13 protein-coding genes are annotated in these 16,558 nt (G+C 75.7%); 10 read left to right on the top strand and 3 right to left on the bottom strand.

What is annotated here, in order from left to right:
* Positions 1-45: 45 nt before the first annotated feature.
* From ACZ5HG_RS12535 to ACZ5HG_RS12490, 10 genes are all read left to right on the top strand, one after another.
* Positions 46-999 (top strand): AAA family ATPase, encoded by a 954-nt coding sequence (locus ACZ5HG_RS12535; RefSeq protein ID WP_464176731.1) that lies wholly within the window; start codon positions 46-48, stop codon positions 997-999.
* 27 nt (positions 1,000-1,026) lie between these two features.
* Entirely contained in the window at positions 1,027-2,199 is a 1,173-nt protein-coding gene (locus tag ACZ5HG_RS12530; protein ID WP_464176729.1) for a DUF58 domain-containing protein, read from the top strand.
* Positions 2,196-4,775 carry a transglutaminase TgpA family protein gene (locus ACZ5HG_RS12525; RefSeq protein ID WP_464176727.1) on the top strand — a complete coding sequence of 860 codons (2,580 nt, stop codon included), beginning with the start codon at positions 2,196-2,198 and terminating at the stop codon, positions 4,773-4,775. Before ACZ5HG_RS12530 ends, ACZ5HG_RS12525 begins: the two co-directional genes overlap by 4 nt.
* Positions 4,772-6,790, top strand: a complete 2,019-nt coding sequence (locus ACZ5HG_RS12520; protein ID WP_464176725.1) for an RDD family protein — start codon at positions 4,772-4,774, stop codon at positions 6,788-6,790. The genes ACZ5HG_RS12525 and ACZ5HG_RS12520 overlap by 4 nt, the downstream gene beginning before the upstream one ends.
* A gap of 37 nt (positions 6,791-6,827) precedes the next feature.
* Complete coding sequence (locus ACZ5HG_RS12515; protein ID WP_464176723.1) at positions 6,828-8,402, top strand: outer membrane protein assembly factor BamB family protein; 1,575 nt, start codon at positions 6,828-6,830, stop codon at positions 8,400-8,402.
* Positions 8,403-8,602: 200 nt separating this feature from the next.
* Complete coding sequence (leuA, locus tag ACZ5HG_RS12510) at positions 8,603-10,348, top strand: 2-isopropylmalate synthase (RefSeq protein WP_464176721.1); 1,746 nt, start codon at positions 8,603-8,605, stop codon at positions 10,346-10,348.
* Between the two features lie 238 nt (positions 10,349-10,586).
* Positions 10,587-12,164 carry a GGDEF domain-containing protein gene (locus ACZ5HG_RS12505; RefSeq protein ID WP_464176719.1) on the top strand — a complete coding sequence of 526 codons (1,578 nt, stop codon included), beginning with the start codon at positions 10,587-10,589 and terminating at the stop codon, positions 12,162-12,164.
* A gap of 77 nt (positions 12,165-12,241) precedes the next feature.
* Positions 12,242-12,973, top strand: coding sequence for a DNA repair protein RecO (recO, locus tag ACZ5HG_RS12500; RefSeq protein WP_464176717.1), 732 nt, complete (start codon positions 12,242-12,244; stop codon positions 12,971-12,973).
* A complete protein-coding gene (locus tag ACZ5HG_RS12495) occupies positions 12,973-13,749 on the top strand; it encodes an isoprenyl transferase (protein WP_464176715.1) in 777 nt (258 codons plus the stop codon). Before recO ends, ACZ5HG_RS12495 begins: the two co-directional genes overlap by 1 nt.
* Positions 13,750-13,786: 37 nt before the next feature.
* Positions 13,787-14,140, top strand: a complete 354-nt coding sequence (locus ACZ5HG_RS12490; protein ID WP_464176713.1) for a VOC family protein — start codon at positions 13,787-13,789, stop codon at positions 14,138-14,140.
* Between the two features lie 9 nt (positions 14,141-14,149).
* Here ACZ5HG_RS12490 and ACZ5HG_RS12485 read toward each other — a convergent pair whose 3' ends face one another.
* From ACZ5HG_RS12485 to ACZ5HG_RS12475, 3 genes are all read right to left on the bottom strand, one after another.
* Positions 14,150-14,779 (bottom strand): class I SAM-dependent methyltransferase, encoded by a 630-nt coding sequence (locus ACZ5HG_RS12485; RefSeq protein ID WP_464176711.1) that lies wholly within the window; start codon positions 14,777-14,779, stop codon positions 14,150-14,152.
* A 152-nt stretch (positions 14,780-14,931) separates the two neighbouring features.
* Complete coding sequence (locus tag ACZ5HG_RS12480) at positions 14,932-15,609, bottom strand: DedA family protein (protein ID WP_464176709.1); 678 nt, start codon at positions 15,607-15,609, stop codon at positions 14,932-14,934.
* A 36-nt stretch (positions 15,610-15,645) separates the two neighbouring features.
* Entirely contained in the window at positions 15,646-16,557 is a 912-nt protein-coding gene (locus ACZ5HG_RS12475; protein WP_464182152.1) for a metal ABC transporter permease, read from the bottom strand.
* Position 16,558: the final 1 nt, after the last annotated feature.

Below are 16,558 nucleotides of genomic sequence, written 5' to 3'. Positions count from 1 at the left end.
CGCAGCACCCCACCCCCGCAGCACCCGACAGGAGACGAGCACCCGATGACCCCCGAGCAGTCCGCGTGGTTCGCCCAGACGTTCGGCGCCCTGGTGGCGAACGTCTCCCGCGCCGTCCTCGGCGCCGACCGCCCGGTGCGGCTGGTGCTGACGGCGATGGTCGCCGAGGGGCACGTGCTGCTGGAGGACGCGCCCGGCACCGGCAAGACCTCGCTGGCCCGGGCCATCGCGGCGTCGGTGAGCGGCACCCAGCAGCGCATCCAGTTCACCCCGGACCTGCTGCCGAGCGACGTCACCGGCGTGACGATCTACGACCAGAACACCCGCACCTTCGAGTTCCACCAGGGCCCGGTGTTCGCCTCGGTGCTGCTGGCGGACGAGATCAACCGTGCCTCGCCGAAGACGCAGTCCGCGCTGCTCGAGGTGATGGAGGAGGGGCACGTCACGGTCGATCGTGAGCGCCACCCGGTCGGGCGGCCGTTCGTGGTGATCGCGACGCAGAACCCCGTCGAGCAGGCGGGCACGTACCGGCTGCCGGAGGCGCAGCTCGACCGCTTCCTGGTCCGCACCTCGCTCGGCTACCCGGACCGCACCGCCACGGTGGAGATCCTGGCCGGCAAGCGCGACCGCACGGCGGGCCTCGACCCGGTGATCACCACCGAGGTCATGGTGCAGATGGCCGACCTGGCGCAGACGGTGCACGTGGACGGGGCGGTGCTCGACTACGTGGCGCGCCTGGTCGAGGGCACCCGCGAGGACCCGCAGACCTCGCTCGGCGCGAGCGTGCGCGGCGGTCTGGCGCTGGTGCGCTGCGCCCGGGTGGCCGCGGCGGCGGACGGTCGCCCGTTCGTGATCCCGGACGACGTCAAGGACCTGGCCGTGCCGGTGCTCGCGCACCGTCTGGTGATGGACCCCGAGGCGGACTTCGTCGGCGCGACCGCGACGCAGGTGGTGGAGCGGGTGCTGTCCGCGACCCCGCCGCCGGTCGCCCGGGCCTGATCCGGACGGGCACATGAGGGATCTGCGATGAGGGGACGGTCGCGCACCCGCCTGTCGGGCGTGGGCTGGGGCGCCGGTGCGCTCGGCCTGCTCGGCGGCGTGCTCGGCGTGCGGCTGGGCTGGGTCGAGCTGACCTCGCTGGCCGCTGCGGCGCTGGCGGTGCTGCTGGTCGCCGTGGTGATGACCTGGGGCCGGCTGCCGCACCGCGTGCGCCTGGACCTGGCCGACCGCCGGGTGCGGGTGGGGGAGCGCGCGTTCGGCGGTGTCGTGGTGCAGGCGCCCGCGGGGCGTCGCGCCCGGCCGGTGCGCCTGGAGCTCCAGGTCGGCGAGGGCCGTGCCGAGCTGGCGATCCCGGCGCTGCCCGCCGGCACCGAGCACGAGGAGCTGTTCGCGGTGCCCACCGACCGGCGCGCGGTCGTCACCGTGGGACCGGTGCGCGCGGTGCGCGGCGACCCGCTGGGCCTCGCGGTCCGGCACGCGGTCACGACCGGGTCCGAGCAGCTGTTCGTGCACCCGCGCGTGATCATGCTCACCGGCGCCGACGCCGGCCTGCTGCGCGACCTGGAGGGCGGGTCCACCCGCGACCTGTCCGACTCCGACCTGGCGTTCCACGCGCTGCGCGACTACGTGGTCGGCGACGACCGCCGGTCGATCCACTGGCGCACCACCGCCCGGCGCGGGCAGCTCACCGTCAAGCAGTACGAGGACACCCGCCGCACCCAGACCGCCGTGGCGCTGGCCACCGAGCCGCGCGACTACGCACGCTCCGCCGACGACGCCGAGCTCGAGCTCGCGGTGAGCGTGGTCGCCTCCCTCGGCGTGCACGTGATGGCCGAGGAACACCCGCTGGTGGTGCTGGCCGGCGGCAACCGGGTGCGGACCACCGCGCGCCGGCCGTTCCTGGACGACTGCTCCGGCATCGTGTGCGGGCCGGACGGCGCCGCCACCTCCACGCTCGGCCGCCAGGTCAGCCGGGACGCCCCGGACGTGACGCTGGCGTTCCTGGTGACCGGGTCCGTGGTCGCCGACACCGACCTGCGCGCCACCGCCCGGCACGTGCCCGAGGGCACCCGCACGCTGGTGATCTCCTGCGTGCCCGGCGCCGAGGTCGAGGTGCGCACGCAGCGCTCGCTGAGCCTGGTGCGCCTGGGCTCGCTGGACGATCTGCCGCGCGCGCTGCGACTGGCGGCCGCCCAGTGACCGCGACCACGGCGACCGCGCCGATCGACGAGACGACCGCCGGTTCCGGACCGCGCCAGCCGGTGCGGGCCACGAGCCGGCCGGAGCGCTCGACCCGGTCGCTCGTCGCGACCCTGGTGGACGTGCTGCTGCTGTCCGTCGCCGTGGCGGTGGCGCTCAGCCCGCTGCTGCCGGTCTACGGCGGCACCGTCCTGCTGGCCCCGGTGCTCGGCGGCGTGCTGCTCGGCGCCGCGGCGGCGGTGCTGTCGGCGCGGCGCGGCTGGTCGGCGCTGACCACCACCGTCCTGCTGCTGGTCCTGGTCGCCGTGCTCGGCGGCCCGCTGGCGGCGCCGGAGCGCACGATCGCCGGGATCGTCCCCACGCCGGGATCGGTCGCCGACGTGGTGCGCGGCGCCGCCCTGGGCTGGAAGGACGTGCTCACGCTGCAACCGCCGCTGGGCGCCTCGGGCTGGCTGCGCGTCCCGCCGTTCCTGCTGGCGCTCGTCGGCACGGCGCTGGCCGTGCGGGTGGCGCTCGGCCGGGACCGCACCGCGCCCGCCGCCGCGCTGGTGCCACCGGTGGTGCTGGGCGGCGCGGTGCTGCTCGGCGCCTTCGAGACCGTGCAGCCCGCCGGCGTCGGCACCGGCCTGGCCGTGGCCCTGCTGGTGTGGGCGTCCTGGCGGTCGGGCCGGCTGCGCGCCCGCCGGCCGGTCGCGCTGGCGGTGCTGCTGGTGGTCGCGCTCGGCGCCGGTCTCGGCACCGCCCCGCTGGTCGCCGAGCACCGGGCGCGCTACGTGCTGCGCGACGCGCTCGTGCCGCCCTTCGACCCGCGCGACTACCCGAGCCCGCTGTCCGCCTTCCGCAAGTTCGTGAAGGACGACGACACCCGCGACCTGTTCACCGTGACCGGGCTGCCGCAGGGCGCCCGGATCCGGCTGGCCACCCTGGACCGCTTCGACGGGGTGGTGTGGAACGTCGCGGGCGACGGCTCCGCGCAGGCCTCCGGCGAGTTCCGGCGGATCGGCGAGACGGTCAGCGCCGAGGCCGTGGACGAGGCGGCGGCGGCGGACGCCTCCGGCGACGGCGAGCACGTGCAGGTCGAGATCGAGGTCGCGGACCTCGGCGGCGTGTGGCTGCCGACCGTCGGCGACGCGGTCGCGGTGGACCTGGACGGTGCCGACACCGCCTCCCGCCTGCGGTTCAACGACGCGACCGGCGCCGCCGTGCTCACCGGCGGCGTGCCGAACGGCACCCGCTACACCCTGGACACCGTGATCCCCGCGGAGCCGGAGGACGACACGATCGGCGGGGCCGGCGCCAGCAGCCTCGACCTGCCGGAGCCGCAGGGCGTGCCGGACGCGGTGGTCTCCGCCGCCTCGGACGCCGCACGCGACGCGGAGACACCGGTGCAGGTGGCCCGGGCGATCGAGCAGGCGCTGTCCGAGGGCGGGTACTTCTCGCACGGCCTGACCGAGATGGGCGACTACCCGTCCCTGTCCGGCCACGGCGCCGACCGGGTGACCTCGCTGCTCGCCGGCGACCTCATGGTCGGCGACGACGAGCAGTACGCCTCCGCGATGGCGCTGATGGCCCGCGAGATGGGCCTGCCTGCCCGCGTGGTGATGGGCTTCGTGCCCGGCGACGACGACACCGCCACCGGCACCGCCGAGACCGCGACGGACCCGGACGCCCCGCTGGTGGTCACCGGCGCCGACGTGCGCGCCTGGGTGGAGATCTCCTTCGCCGGCTACGGCTGGGTGACCTTCGACCCCACGCCGCCGCAGACCCAGACCCCGCAGGACGAGACCGAGACCAGCCCCGCCGACCCGGAGCCCCAGGTCGCGCAGCCGCCCCCGCCGCCCGCCGACCCGGTGGACGAGCCGGAGGACGACTCCGAGCAGCCGCAGACCACCGACAACCCGGACGCGGGCGCGACCCCGCTCTGGGTGACGATCGCGCTCGGCACGGCTGCCGGCTCCGGCATCCTCCTGCTGCTCCTCGCCCCGTTCCTCGTGATCGCGGCGATCAAGGCCCGGCGGCGGCGACGTCGGCGTCGGGACGCGCAGCTGGTGCGCCGGGTGGTCGGCGGCTGGCAGGAGGTGCTCGACCTCGCGGTGGACCTGCGCCGCCCGGTCGACCCGGTCGCCACCCGGCGCGAGGGCGCCGTGGCGCTCGCCCGCGCGTTCTCCGGCGAGGACGAGCCCGCACCCACGAAGCGTCGCCGCGGCCGGAAGACGAAGGTGGCCGCTGCGACCGCCCCCGTGGCCCGGCCCGAGCGCCGTCGGCGCAAGGGCGCGCCGCCCGACGTCGAGGGAGCCGTGCGCGACCTCGCCGCGCAGGCCGACGCCGTCGTCTTCGGCGGCGCCGAGCCCACCGATCGGCAGACACGCGAGTTCTGGGCCCAGGTGGACGTCGCCCTGGCCCGGATGCGTGCCACCATGACGCGTCGGCAGCGATGGAAGGGCCGGGTCACCACGCGATCCCTGCGCGGCCGGGCCCGTACCCGGCGCTCCACCGGCACGACCAGCAGCACCGGCAGCACCGCACGGGGCCCCCGCCTCCCGCGGCGCCGTCGCACGAAGGGACAGGACCGATGACCACGACCACGCCGGTGACGGCACCGCCCGCCCCGGTCGGACGACGGATCGCCGCAGCGCTGATCGACGGCGCGCTGACCTCGGTGGCCGCGGGCGTGCTCTCCCTCTCGGTGCTCCCGTCCTCCCTCGCCGCGCTGCGCGGCACGGACGACCCGGGCACCGTGACGGTCAACCCGGTGCTGGTCGTGGTCGGCCTGGTGGTGCTGCTCGCGTGGGGCGGCGTGCAGTGGTGGTTCCACGGCACCCAGGGCTGGACGGTCGGCCGGCGGATCCTCGGGCTGCGCGTGGTGGACGTCCGCACCGCGCGACCGATCGGCCTCGGGCGTGCGCTCGGTCGCACCCTGGTGCTCTCGCTCAGCTCGCTGGCCTGCGGCGTCGGGCAGCTCGTCGTCCTGGCCTCGATCCTGTTCGACGGCTCCGGCAAGCACCGGGGCTGGCACGACCGCGCCGCCGACGCGATCGTCGTGGACGTGCGCGGGCTGCCCGCCGCCGCCCGCATCGCCGCCACGCCGCGTCCCGCCGCCGGGCCGGTGCCGGGTGCGCCGGTGGCCCCGGGCGCCGGGGTGGTCGCGGGTGCGGCGAGCGGCACGGAGGAGCAGGAGCGGACCCGGTGGGGCGCCCTCGCCGCCGACCGCCGGCTCGACGACCCGCACCTCGTGCTGCCGCCGCTGGGCACCCCCGGCCCCGGGCCCGACCTGGACACCCGCGCGCTGCCCGTGGTCCCGGGCGGGTCGGCCTATCCGCTGCCCGGCGGGACGGCACCGTCCCCGTACTCGACGCCCGGTGGGGCCGCGCCCTCGCCGTACACCGCACCGCCGTCTCCGTACCCGGCGGCCGGTGGTGCCGCGCAGCCGCCGTTCCCCGCGCCCGGCGACGCCGCGCCCACGCCGTACCCCGGGGGAGCGGCACCGTCGCCGTACCCGGCACCCGCGAGCGGGTACGACCCTGCGCCGAGCCAGTACCCCGCGCCGGGTGGCGCCGGTGCCGCGCCGAGCCCGTACGCCTCGGTGGGGGAGACCTCCGCGGTCGCGCCGGGTGGCCCGCCCGCGGCTCCGGCCCCGTACCCGTACCCCGCCGAGGCGCCGCCCGCGCCCTCGCCGTACCCGTACCCGCCGGCCCCCGCGCCCGCGCCGGGAGTCGGTGCCGACGCGGTGCCGTACCTGCCGCCGCCGCACCCGGCTCCGCCCTCGACCCCGCCGGCCGCCGAGAACGCCCCGCCGCCGTACCCGTACCCCGCCGCCGACGCGAGCGCGCCCGCACCGGTCGCGCCGACGGCGGCTCCCGCCCCGACGCCCGCGCCCGCTGCGCCCGCCGTGCCCGCATGGGACCAGCGCTGCCCGGTCGACCCGGCGGCAGCCCCGTCGACCCCGGTGCCGCCCGGCGCCGGCCGCCACGCGGTCCCGTTCGGCACTCCGGTCGCCCCGGGCCCCGAGGGCACCGTTGCCCCGGCCGCACCCGCACCCGCCGTCCCCGGGTACCCGACCCCCGCTGCACCGGCGCACCCGGCGACCGAGGCCCCGACGTACCCCGCACCGGGCACCGCCGAGCTGCCCGGAGCCTCGCCGCTGCCCGGCTACCCGGCCCCCGCCGTGCAGCCGCCCGCGGCCGCCGCCCCCGTCCCGGCCCCGGCGTTCCCCGCCCCGCCGGCCGGCGCCCCGCTCACCGGCGCCACCCCGGCCGTCGGCGCGCTGCCCGGCTGGGCGGTCCGGCTGCCCGACGGCACGCTGGTCGACCTGGAGTCCCCGCTGCTCGTGGGCCGCAACCCGGACCCGGTGGCCGGTGCGCGGGTGGTCAACGTGTCCGACCCCGGACGCTCCGTGTCCAAGACGCACCTGATGCTGGGCCGTGACGCGGAGGGCCCCTGGGTGGTGGACCGCGGATCGACCAACGGGACGCTCGTGACGTTGCCGGACGGTCAGCGGATCGTCTGCCTGCCGGACCGCCGGGTGCGGCTCGCCGAGGGCTCCGTCATCCAGTTCGGCGATCTCTCGCTGACGGTCGGGGTGCGCGCCTAGAGTTCTGCCCATGGGCCGAGGGCGGTCTGACGCGAGGATGCGTGACGTCGAGCTGATCGACGTCGAGCCGGTCCCCGGCGCGCCCACCGACGGCCCGGTCACCGACGAACACCCGCCCGACCACCCGCGCTCCCGTCCGCGCAGGCGCCCGCCCGACCGCGCGCCGGTCACCGAGCTCTCCCTGGACGGCACACCCCCCGACGTCGTCCACCACCCGCCGCAGCACCGCGCCACCGGCGGGCACCGGCGCCGGCTGGTCGTGCTGCTGGTGGTCGGGGTGCTGGTCGCCGGCGGGGCACTGGTGGCTGACCGCCTCGGCGGCGGGGGCGCGCGGGTGCAGGCGGTGCCACCGGGGATGCTGGCGCGGATCGAGCAGCCGCCGTGGCAGCGGTGGAGCGCGCCGGTGGAGACCGGTGACGTGCTGGTGCCGGTCGGCGACGTGCTGGTGGTGACGGCGGTGCGGCTCGGGCGGTTCACCGTGACCGGCCTGGACGCCACCGACGGGTCGACCCGCTGGACGCAGGACCTCGGACCGGTGGCGGGTGCGCGCCCGCTCACCGGCTGCCGGGCCGCCGACGGGCCGACCGGCGAGGGGGCGGCATCCACGATCCCGCAGGACGAGCCGGCGCAGGCGGCCGGGACCGTGCTGCTGTGCGCGGTGGAGGGGCCGCGCACGCTGGAGCGCCGGGGCGCCTCGGCGGTGGGGGCGCCGGGCACCGGTTGGCCGACCACCGACCTGCTGGTGACGGCGCTGGCGGCGGACACCGGCGAGCCGATGGGCGAGTGGCGGCACCGCGGCCGCCTGCTGGACGTCGCGCGGGCCGGCGACGACCTGGTCCTGCTGTCGGCGGACAACGAGGGCGTGGCGCGGGTGGAGCGGCGCTCCGGCGCCTCCGGCGAGGTCCGCTGGTGGTACGAGGACGAGGTGCCGCTGCGGCTGCGCGCGGGGGCGGCGGCCCGTCCGCAGCTCCAGGTGAGCGACACCTTCGTGCTGGTGCAGTCGTGGTCGGTGCTGGTGCTCGCCGCCGAGGACGGCGACGTGGTGCTGCGACCCCCGCGGGACAGCGTCGTGGTGGGCGCGCTGGACGGCGAGCTGGTGAGCACCTGGACCCCGGGCGTCGGCGGGGTGGTGCGGGACGCGGCGGGAGAGCAGGTGTTCCGCACCCGCGTGCTGTTCCCGCCGCTGGTGGTCTCGGACGTGGCGGCCTCCGACGTGATGGTGCTGGACGAGGGCGGGTCGATCGTCGCGCGCTCGCTGCCCGACGGCGAGGAGATCTGGCGGCTGGACACGTTCCGCTCGGTGCGGATCGTCGCGGGCGGATCGGTGGTGCTGCTGGGCGTCGACGGGTACGAGGTGGTGGACCTCGCCACCGGGCAGGTGCGGTGGGAGCTGCCGTTCCGGGACCTGATGTGGTGGGCGCCGCTGACCGACGGCACGGTGGTGCTCGGCCCGGGGCGCACGGCGTCCGGCGACCCGACGATCGAGGCCCGGCGGCTGTCCGACGGCGAGGTCGCGTGGACGGTGCCGCTGGAACCCGGCACCCGGACGGTGACGGCGGCGGGCGGTCACCTGCTGCTGCGCTCCCGGGACGCGCTCACGGCGCTGGGCTGACACCGGCCGCGGCCACCACCCGGGACGGCTGTCCGGATGCTGAGCGGTTGCGGACGCTCCGAGACCCGGGGGTACAGTGACGACGTGCTCGCCCGTACCCTCCTTCTTCGCTGCCGCGACGAGGCCCTCTAGGCCGGATCCTCGTCGCGGAGTTCGGTGTGCCGGTCGACTCCCGCACCAGCGACGCAAGGAACGCCCCGATGAGCTATCACTCCCGCACCCCCCAGCAGCCCTCCGGCATGCCGGTGCACAAGTACCGCCCGTACGCCGAGCAGATCCGGGTCGAGCTGCCGGACCGCACCTGGCCGACGAAGCAGATCACCACGGCCCCGCGCTGGTGCGCGGTCGACCTGCGTGACGGCAACCAGGCCCTGATCGAGCCGATGAACCCCGCCCGCAAGCTGGCGATGTTCGAGCTGCTCGTGCAGATGGGCTACAAGGAGATCGAGGTCGGCTTCCCGTCCGCCTCGCAGACCGACTTCGACTTCGTCCGCAAGCTGATCGACGAGGACCGCATCCCCGACGACGTGGTGATCCAGGTCCTCACGCAGTCCCGCGAGCACCTGATCGAGCGCACCTACGAGGCCATCGCGGGTGCCGAGCAGGCGATCGTGCACCTGTACAACTCCACGTCGGTGCTCCAGCGCGAGGTGGTGTTCCGGCAGGACGAGGACGGCATCGTCGACATCGCCGTGCAGGGCGCCCGGCTGTGCAAGAAGTACGAGGAGACGATCCCGGGCACCGAGGTCTTCTACGAGTACAGCCCCGAGTCGTACACCGGCACCGAGCTGGAGTTCGCGGTGCGGATCAGCAACGCGGTGCTGGACGTCTTCGAGCCGAGCGCCGAGCGCCCGGTGATCATCAACCTGCCCGCCACCGTCGAGATGGCTACCCCGAACGTCTACGCCGACTCGATCGAGTGGATGGGCCGCCACCTGCGGCACCGCGAGCACGTGGTCCTCTCCCTGCACCCGCACAACGACCGCGGGACCGCGGTGGCCGCCGCCGAGCTCGGCTACCTGGCCGGCGCGGACCGGATCGAGGGCTGTCTGTTCGGCAACGGCGAGCGCACCGGCAACGTCTGCCTGGTGACCCTCGGCATGAACCTGTTCAGCCAGGGGATCGACCCGCAGATCGACTTCTCCGACATGGACCACATCCGCCGCACGGTCGAGCACTGCAACCAGATGCCGGTCGGCGAGCGGCACCCCTACGGCGGCGACCTGGTGTTCACCGCGTTCTCCGGCTCGCACCAGGACGCGATCAAGAAGGGCCTGGACTCGATGCAGGCCCGGGCGGACGCCGAGGGCGCGGGCGTGGACGACATCGTCTGGGCGGTGCCGTACCTGCCGATCGACCCGAAGGACGTCGGCCGCTCCTACGAGGCGATCATCCGGGTCAACTCGCAGTCCGGGAAGGGCGGCATCTCCTACCTGATGAAGTCGGAGCGCGACCTGGACCTGCCGCGCCGGCTGCAGATCGAGTTCTCGCAGGTGGTGCAGCGGTACACCGACGCGAACGGCACCGAGGTCACCGCCGACGAGCTGTGGCGCGTGTTCACCGACGAGTACCTGCCCGCCGAGCCGGACGGCGACCTCACCCCGTGGGGCCGGTTCGCCCTCGGCGGCACCCGCACGGTCACCGGTGACGGCGGCGACGCCCTCTCGGTGGACCTGGTCGACCACGGCACGCCGGTCACGGTGGAGAGCGCCGGCAACGGCCCGATCGCGGCCTTCGTGGCGGCGCTGGGCACCCTCGACGTGCAGGTGCAGGTGCTCGACTACGCGGAGCACGCGCTGTCGGCGGGCGGCGACGCCACCGCGGCGGCCTACGTCGAGTGCGCGGTCGGCGACCGGACGCTCTGGGGCGTCGGGATCGACCCGTCGATCACCACGGCGTCGCTCAAGGCGATCATCTCCGCGGTGAACCGCGCCCAGCGCGCCTGACCCGCTCGGCCCGCGGGCGGTCGGTCCGACGTGACCGGCCGTCCGCAGCCGCGTCCGGCGTGACCTGCGGATTCTGACGCCCTGTCGCTTCAGCGGGCGGAATTCGCGAGCGACCGGGTGAAAACGTCTCTCAGGTGTGCCCGTGGACCAGCGCGTGACCCATGCTCGGGTCCAACGCCGCACCGACCGCGGCGACGGTCGCGTGGTGCGTCCGGCATCCGGGGGGAGGCGACACGCGGTGCTACCCGAGCGCGTCCACGAGTTCGGCCCCCTGCACCGCCTCGCCGCCCGGGCCTTCGACGCCCTCCTGCACGGTGACGCCGAGCAGGCCGTCCGGCTGGCCGAGCGGATCGAGCCCCTGGCGGCGGCGCTGCCGGACGAGGCGACCCTGCGGTACTGCCTGTTCGTGCGCGGGCGAGCGCTGATCGAGGTGGGCCGGCCGTGGGAGGCCGCCGAGGTCGCCGCCGTGCTGGAGGCCCGCACCGCGCAGGACGCGCAGCCGTTCTGGCGGGCCAAGGCGCTGGGCGTGCGGGCGATGGCGCTGCGCAGCGCCAGGGTGCACCACGACGTGATCGACCTGCTGGCCGAGATCTGGGTGCTGGTCGGGCAGCCCGACGGGCGGGTCTACAACCAGGTCTCCGCCGCCGTGATGATGGGCAACGCCCTGCGCCGGGTGGAGCTGTACGAGCAGAGCGACGCGCTGCTGTCCGGGATCTGGCACGTGGTCGCCGACGACATCGTGCCCTCGGTGGTGGTGGACTCCGCGCGCACCCTGGCCGACTGGGCCGTGCAGCTCTCGCTGGTCGGCAGCGCGGACGCCGGTGCCACCTTCGCCCGGCTGGCGTCCCGCGCCGCCCTGCTGCGCCGGGTGGCCCCGCGCTCCGACTGGTCCGGGCTGACCGGGATCGCCGACTGCCACGAGGCGCTGGCCCGGCTCGGGCTCGGGGACGTCGCCGGCGCGGCCCAGCTGGTCGAGGTGCCGCGCGGCTGGGCCGGTCCGCGCCGGGGCAGCCCGGAGTGGCTGATGAGCACCTACGTCGCCGGGACCGTCGCCTGCGTCGAGGGGCGGTTCAGCGAGGGCGCCGCCGCCCTGCACGACCTCCAGGAGGTCGCCGAGGCGCTCGGGGACGACCTGTGGGTGTCCGCCGCCGACCAGGCGCTGATCCGCGCGTCCACCGACCGGTACGGCCCGCACCCCGCGCTGGCGTACTCCAGCCACATGTTCCGCCGGGTGGCTGCCCGCTGGTCCGCCCAGCACGCCGACCGCTTCGACGCCGTGCGCACCCGGATGCGCCTGCACGAGCTGCTGGCCGAGCGCGACCAGGCCACCGAGCTCAGCCAGGTCGACGCGCTGACCGGCGTCGGCAACCGGCGTGCGCTGCAGGCGAGGCTCGACTCCGCCGAGGGGCCGCTGACCGCACTGTTCGTGGACGTCGACGACTTCAAGTCGGTCAACGACGCGCACTCGCACGTCACCGGGGACGCCGTGCTGATCGAGGTCGCCGCCCTGCTCGGCCAGGACGCCCGCGCCGGCGACACCCTGGCCCGGTTCGGCGGCGACGAGTTCGTGCTGGTGCTCGACCAGGTCGCGGCGGAGCAGGACGTCGTGCGGCGCGCCGAGCGGATCGTGGCCGACGTCCGGGACCACGACTGGTCGCGGCTCGCCCCCGGCCTGGCGGTGACCGTGTCGGTCGGCCTGGCGCACTCCGCGGTGGGCGACGACCTGCTCGGCACCCTGAGCGCGGCGGTGCGCGCGGCCAAGCGCGACGGGCGGGACCGGCAGCACCTCGCCGCCGTGGGCACGCACTCGATCTGAGGACGTCCGGTGCACGGCCGGTGCGGATCCCTGCGCGGCGGCGGCGCGGTGTGGGCGGCACGGGGGATGATGTCCTGGTGAGCCTCTACCGCGACGAGGCGATCGTGCTGCGCACCCACAAGCTCGGGGAGGCGGACCGGATCGTCACCCTGCTGACCCGCACCCACGGCAAGGTGCGCGCGGTCGCCAAGGGCGTGCGCCGGACCACCTCGCGCTTCGGCTCCCGGCTGGAGCCGTTCATGCACATCGACGTCCAGCTCAGCACCGGGCGCAACCTCGACGTCGTCACCCAGGTCGAGACCCTCGGCGCCTACGGCCGGCCGGTGTGCGAGGACTACGCGCTCTACACCGCGGGCACCGTCATGCTGGAGACCGCCGAGCGGCTGGTCGAGGCCGAGCGCGAGCCCGCGCTCCAGCAGTACTGGCTGCTGGTCGGCGCCGTGCGGTCGCTGGCCGCCCGCGAGCACGCCCCCGGGCTGGTGCTCGACTCCTACCTGCTGCGGGCGCTCGCGATCGCCGGGTGGGCGCCGTCGTTCACCGACTGCGCGCGCTGCGGCCGGCCCGGCCCGCACCACTCCTTCGCCGTCGCCCAGGGCGGATCCGTCTGCGTCGCCTGCCGCCCGCCCGGCGCGACCGCACCCGCCCCCGAGACCCTGGCGCTGCTCGCCGCGCTGCTGGTCGGCGACTGGCCGATCGCCGACGCCAGCGCCGAGCGGCACCGCAAGGAGGGCAACGGGATGGTCTCCGCGTACTCCCAGTTCCACCTCGAGCGCACCCTGCGCTCGCTCCCGATGGTCGAGAGGGTCTGATGCCGGTCCCACCCCCGCCGCACCCCAGCGGTGCCCGCCCGCCCGCGATCCCGAAGGCCCTGGTGCCCCAGCACGTCGCGATCGTCATGGACGGCAACGGCCGGTGGGCCAACGCCCGCGGGCTGCCGCGCACCGACGGGCACGCCGCCGGGGAGGCCTCGCTGCTCGACGTGGTGGCCGGGGCGATCGAGATCGGCGTGACCCACGTGTCCGCCTACGCGTTCTCCACCGAGAACTGGTCGCGCTCGCCGGACGAGGTGCGCTTCCTCATGGGCTTCAACCGGGACGTGCTGCGTCGTCGCCGCGACGTGATGAACTCCTGGGGCGTGCGGGTCCGCTGGGCCGGGCGCCGCCCCCGGCTGTGGCGCTCGGTGATCAGCGAGCTGGAGGAGGCCGAGCGGCTGACCGCCGGCAACACCACCTGCACCCTCACCATGTGCGTGAACTACGGCGGGCGTGCCGAGATCGCCGACGCCACCCGCGCCATCGCCCAGGACGTCGCCGCCGGGCGGCTCAAGGCCGACAAGATCAGCGAGAAGACCGTCGCGCGGTACCTCGACGAGCCCGACATGCCGGACGTCGACATGCTGCTGCGCACCGGCGGGGAGCAGCGCACCTCGAACTTCCTGCTGTGGCAGTCCGCCTATGCCGAGATGGTCTTCATCGACACCCCGTGGCCGGACGTCGACCGCACCGTGTTCTGGCAGGCGGTCGAGACCTACGCCCGGCGTGACCGGCGGTACGGGGGAGCGGTCGACAAGCCCGTCGGCGTCTGACGCCCGGGATGTCGGGGGTCGGTCCTACGCTCGCGGCATGACGACGATGAGCGTGGGCATGATCACCTTCGACACCACCGACGCCGCGACCCTGGCGGCCTGGTGGGCGCGGCACACCGGCGGCACCGTGCACGACGACAACGGCGGCTGGTTCGTCACCGTCACCTCCGACGGCCCGACGCTGGCCTTCCAGAAGATCGACGACCCGACCCCCGGCAAGAACCGCATCCACCTCGACCTGCACGTGCCCGACCGCGCGGTGACCGCCCAGACGCTGCTCGCCGACGGCGCGAGCCTGGTCGCCGAGCGGGAGATGCCCGGGTTCCGCTGGACGGTGCTCGCCGACCCCGACGGCAACCAGTTCTGCCTCGCCCAGGAGGACGGCGCCTGATCCGCGCGATCAGCGGGTGAGCGTGAGGTCCGCGATCAGCAGCGTGTCGTGACCGTCGGTCCAGGTGGTGGTCCGGCCGAGCGTGAACCCGGCCGGGCCCGCCGTCGCGGCGAGCGCCTCGGGCGTGCGGAACGGGTCGTGCACCACCGGGTACGGCAGCGGCGCCGACGCCGCGACCTCCCGGTGGTGCTGCGTCGGGTCGAAGTCCGCGAAGGTCGCGGTGACCGCGCGCCCGCCGGGCCGCAGCACGCGTGCCCACTCGGCGAGCACCCGGTCCGTGTCCGGGATCAGGTGCAGGCCGGTCACGCAGGTGACCAGGTCGACCGAGGAGTCCGCGACCGGCAGCCGGCGTGCGTCGGCCTCGACCAGCACCGCCCCGGGCAGCGCGGCGCCGGCGACCGCGAGCATCCCGGGGGAGACGTCCACGCCGATCATCCGGAGCGGGTCGGGTGCGACGTCCCGCAGCGCGCGCAGCACCAGACCGGTGCCGGTCGCCACGTCCAGCAGCGTCTGCACCCCGTCGAGGTCCACGAACCCGGCGACGGCGGTCGCGAGGTCCTGGTGCATCGCGCTGTCGTCATAGGTCGGTGCCCGCCCGTCGAACCGGGCCCGCACCGCGTCCACGATCGCCTCGCTCACCCGCCCGAGCCTAGGCGCGCCCGGATCCGCGCACCCCGGACCAGAGTCCTCGCCTCGCACTCGCGCGCGACCCGCACCGAGCGGGGTCTTTCTGTCGCCCGAACCGGACATCGGGCGACAGGTTCTCCCCGCTCGGCGCGGAGCCTGCCCGGCTACGCGTCGGCGGGGACGCGGGCCTCGGCGGTCAGCGCGGCGGCGGCCGCACGGCGCGACCGGCGGCGCAGCACGAGCACGGCCGCGACGACCACCAGCAGCACGACGACCCCCGCGAGCACCCACGGCTGCTCGGCGGCCAGGGTGACGGCGGCCCATGCGGCGCCGAGGCCGACGGTGCCCCAGATGAACGCCCAGGCGACCGACCCGGGGATCGACGCGATCGTGAACCGCAGGTAGGGCATGCGCAGCAGGCCGGCGCTGGTGAAGACGACGGTCTGCACGCCGACGGTCAGGTACGCCAGGGTGACGGCGAACGGCCCCCAGCGGTGCACCATCGCGAGCCCGCGCCGGGCGCCGGGGCCGGTGAGCAGGCGGCGGACGCGGACGCGGGCGCCCTCGGCACGGGAGGCGGGGAGGGCGGCGGTCGCGGGCGGCTCCGGGTGCGCCGTCGCGGGCCCGGCCGGCGTGGACCCGCTGACCGCGCCCGCCCCGTCGTCCTCGGCGCTCCCGTGCGCGTGCCCCGCGCGGGCGACCAGCACGGTCGTCCCGTCGGTCACCCCGCGGCCGATCCAGTAGAACAGGTGCGACCGTCCCATGACGATGACGAACAGCGCGCCGATCACGGCCTCGACCGGCCACCCGGCCATGCCGTATGCCGCCGCCACGTCCGTCATGGGCGCGAGTCTACGAAACTCCGCGCCCGACCCCGGTCAGCGTCCGAGGGTCCCGGGCGCCGTCAGCTCGACGTCGTCCGGCAGCTCGGGGTGCGGGTCGTGGTGCGGCGCGTCGGCGGCCCTGCCCCGGGCGATCAGCGGTCGGGTGACGGCGACCAGCGCGTACAGGCCGATCGCGAGCAGCACGATCGTGGCGCCGGGCGGGATGTCCTCCCAGTAGGTCATGGACAGGCCGACCACGCTGACGGTGACGCCGATCGCGCTGGCCAGCGCCATGGTGCGGGCGAAGGACCCGGCGACCAGCTGCGCGACGGCGACCGGCACGATCATCAGCGCGGACACCAGCAGCAGGCCGACCACGCGCATGGCGACGGTGACGGTGAGCGCGGAGATCGTGGCGACGACCATGTTGAGCGCGGTGACCGGCAGGCCGGAGCCGCGGGCGAACTCCTCGTCGTGGCTGACCGCGAACAGCACGTGCCGCAGGCCGACGCCGACGGCCAGCACGCCGACGGCGAGGCCGACGGTCCACCACAGGTCGCCGGTGGACACGGTCGAGATCGACCCGAACAGGTAGGAGACCAGGTTGGCGTTGGTGCCGCCGGCGATCTTGATCAGCAGCACGCCGCCGGCGATGCCGCCGTAGAACATGAGCGCGAGGGCCAGGTCGCCGCTGGTGCGCCCGCGCGAGCGCACCCACTCGATGATGATCGAGCCGACGACGGCGGCCACCACGGCGCCGGGCACGGCGAGGGTGTCGGCGGGGGCGAGCCCGGCCCAGGTGCCGACCAGCCAGCCCATCGCGACGCCGGTCAGGGCGACGTGCCCGATCCCGTCGCCCATCAGGGACAGCTTGCGCTGCACCAGGAAGGTGCCGACCACGGGGGCGGCCGCGCCGACCAGCACGGCGGCGATCAGCGCCCGCTGCATCAGCGGGGAGGACAGCATG

This window comes from Cellulomonas sp. GTC20042, assembly GCF_055389595.1.
The sequence above is the reverse complement of the archived record's forward strand: the minus strand, read 5'-3'. Positions and strand labels throughout refer to the sequence as shown.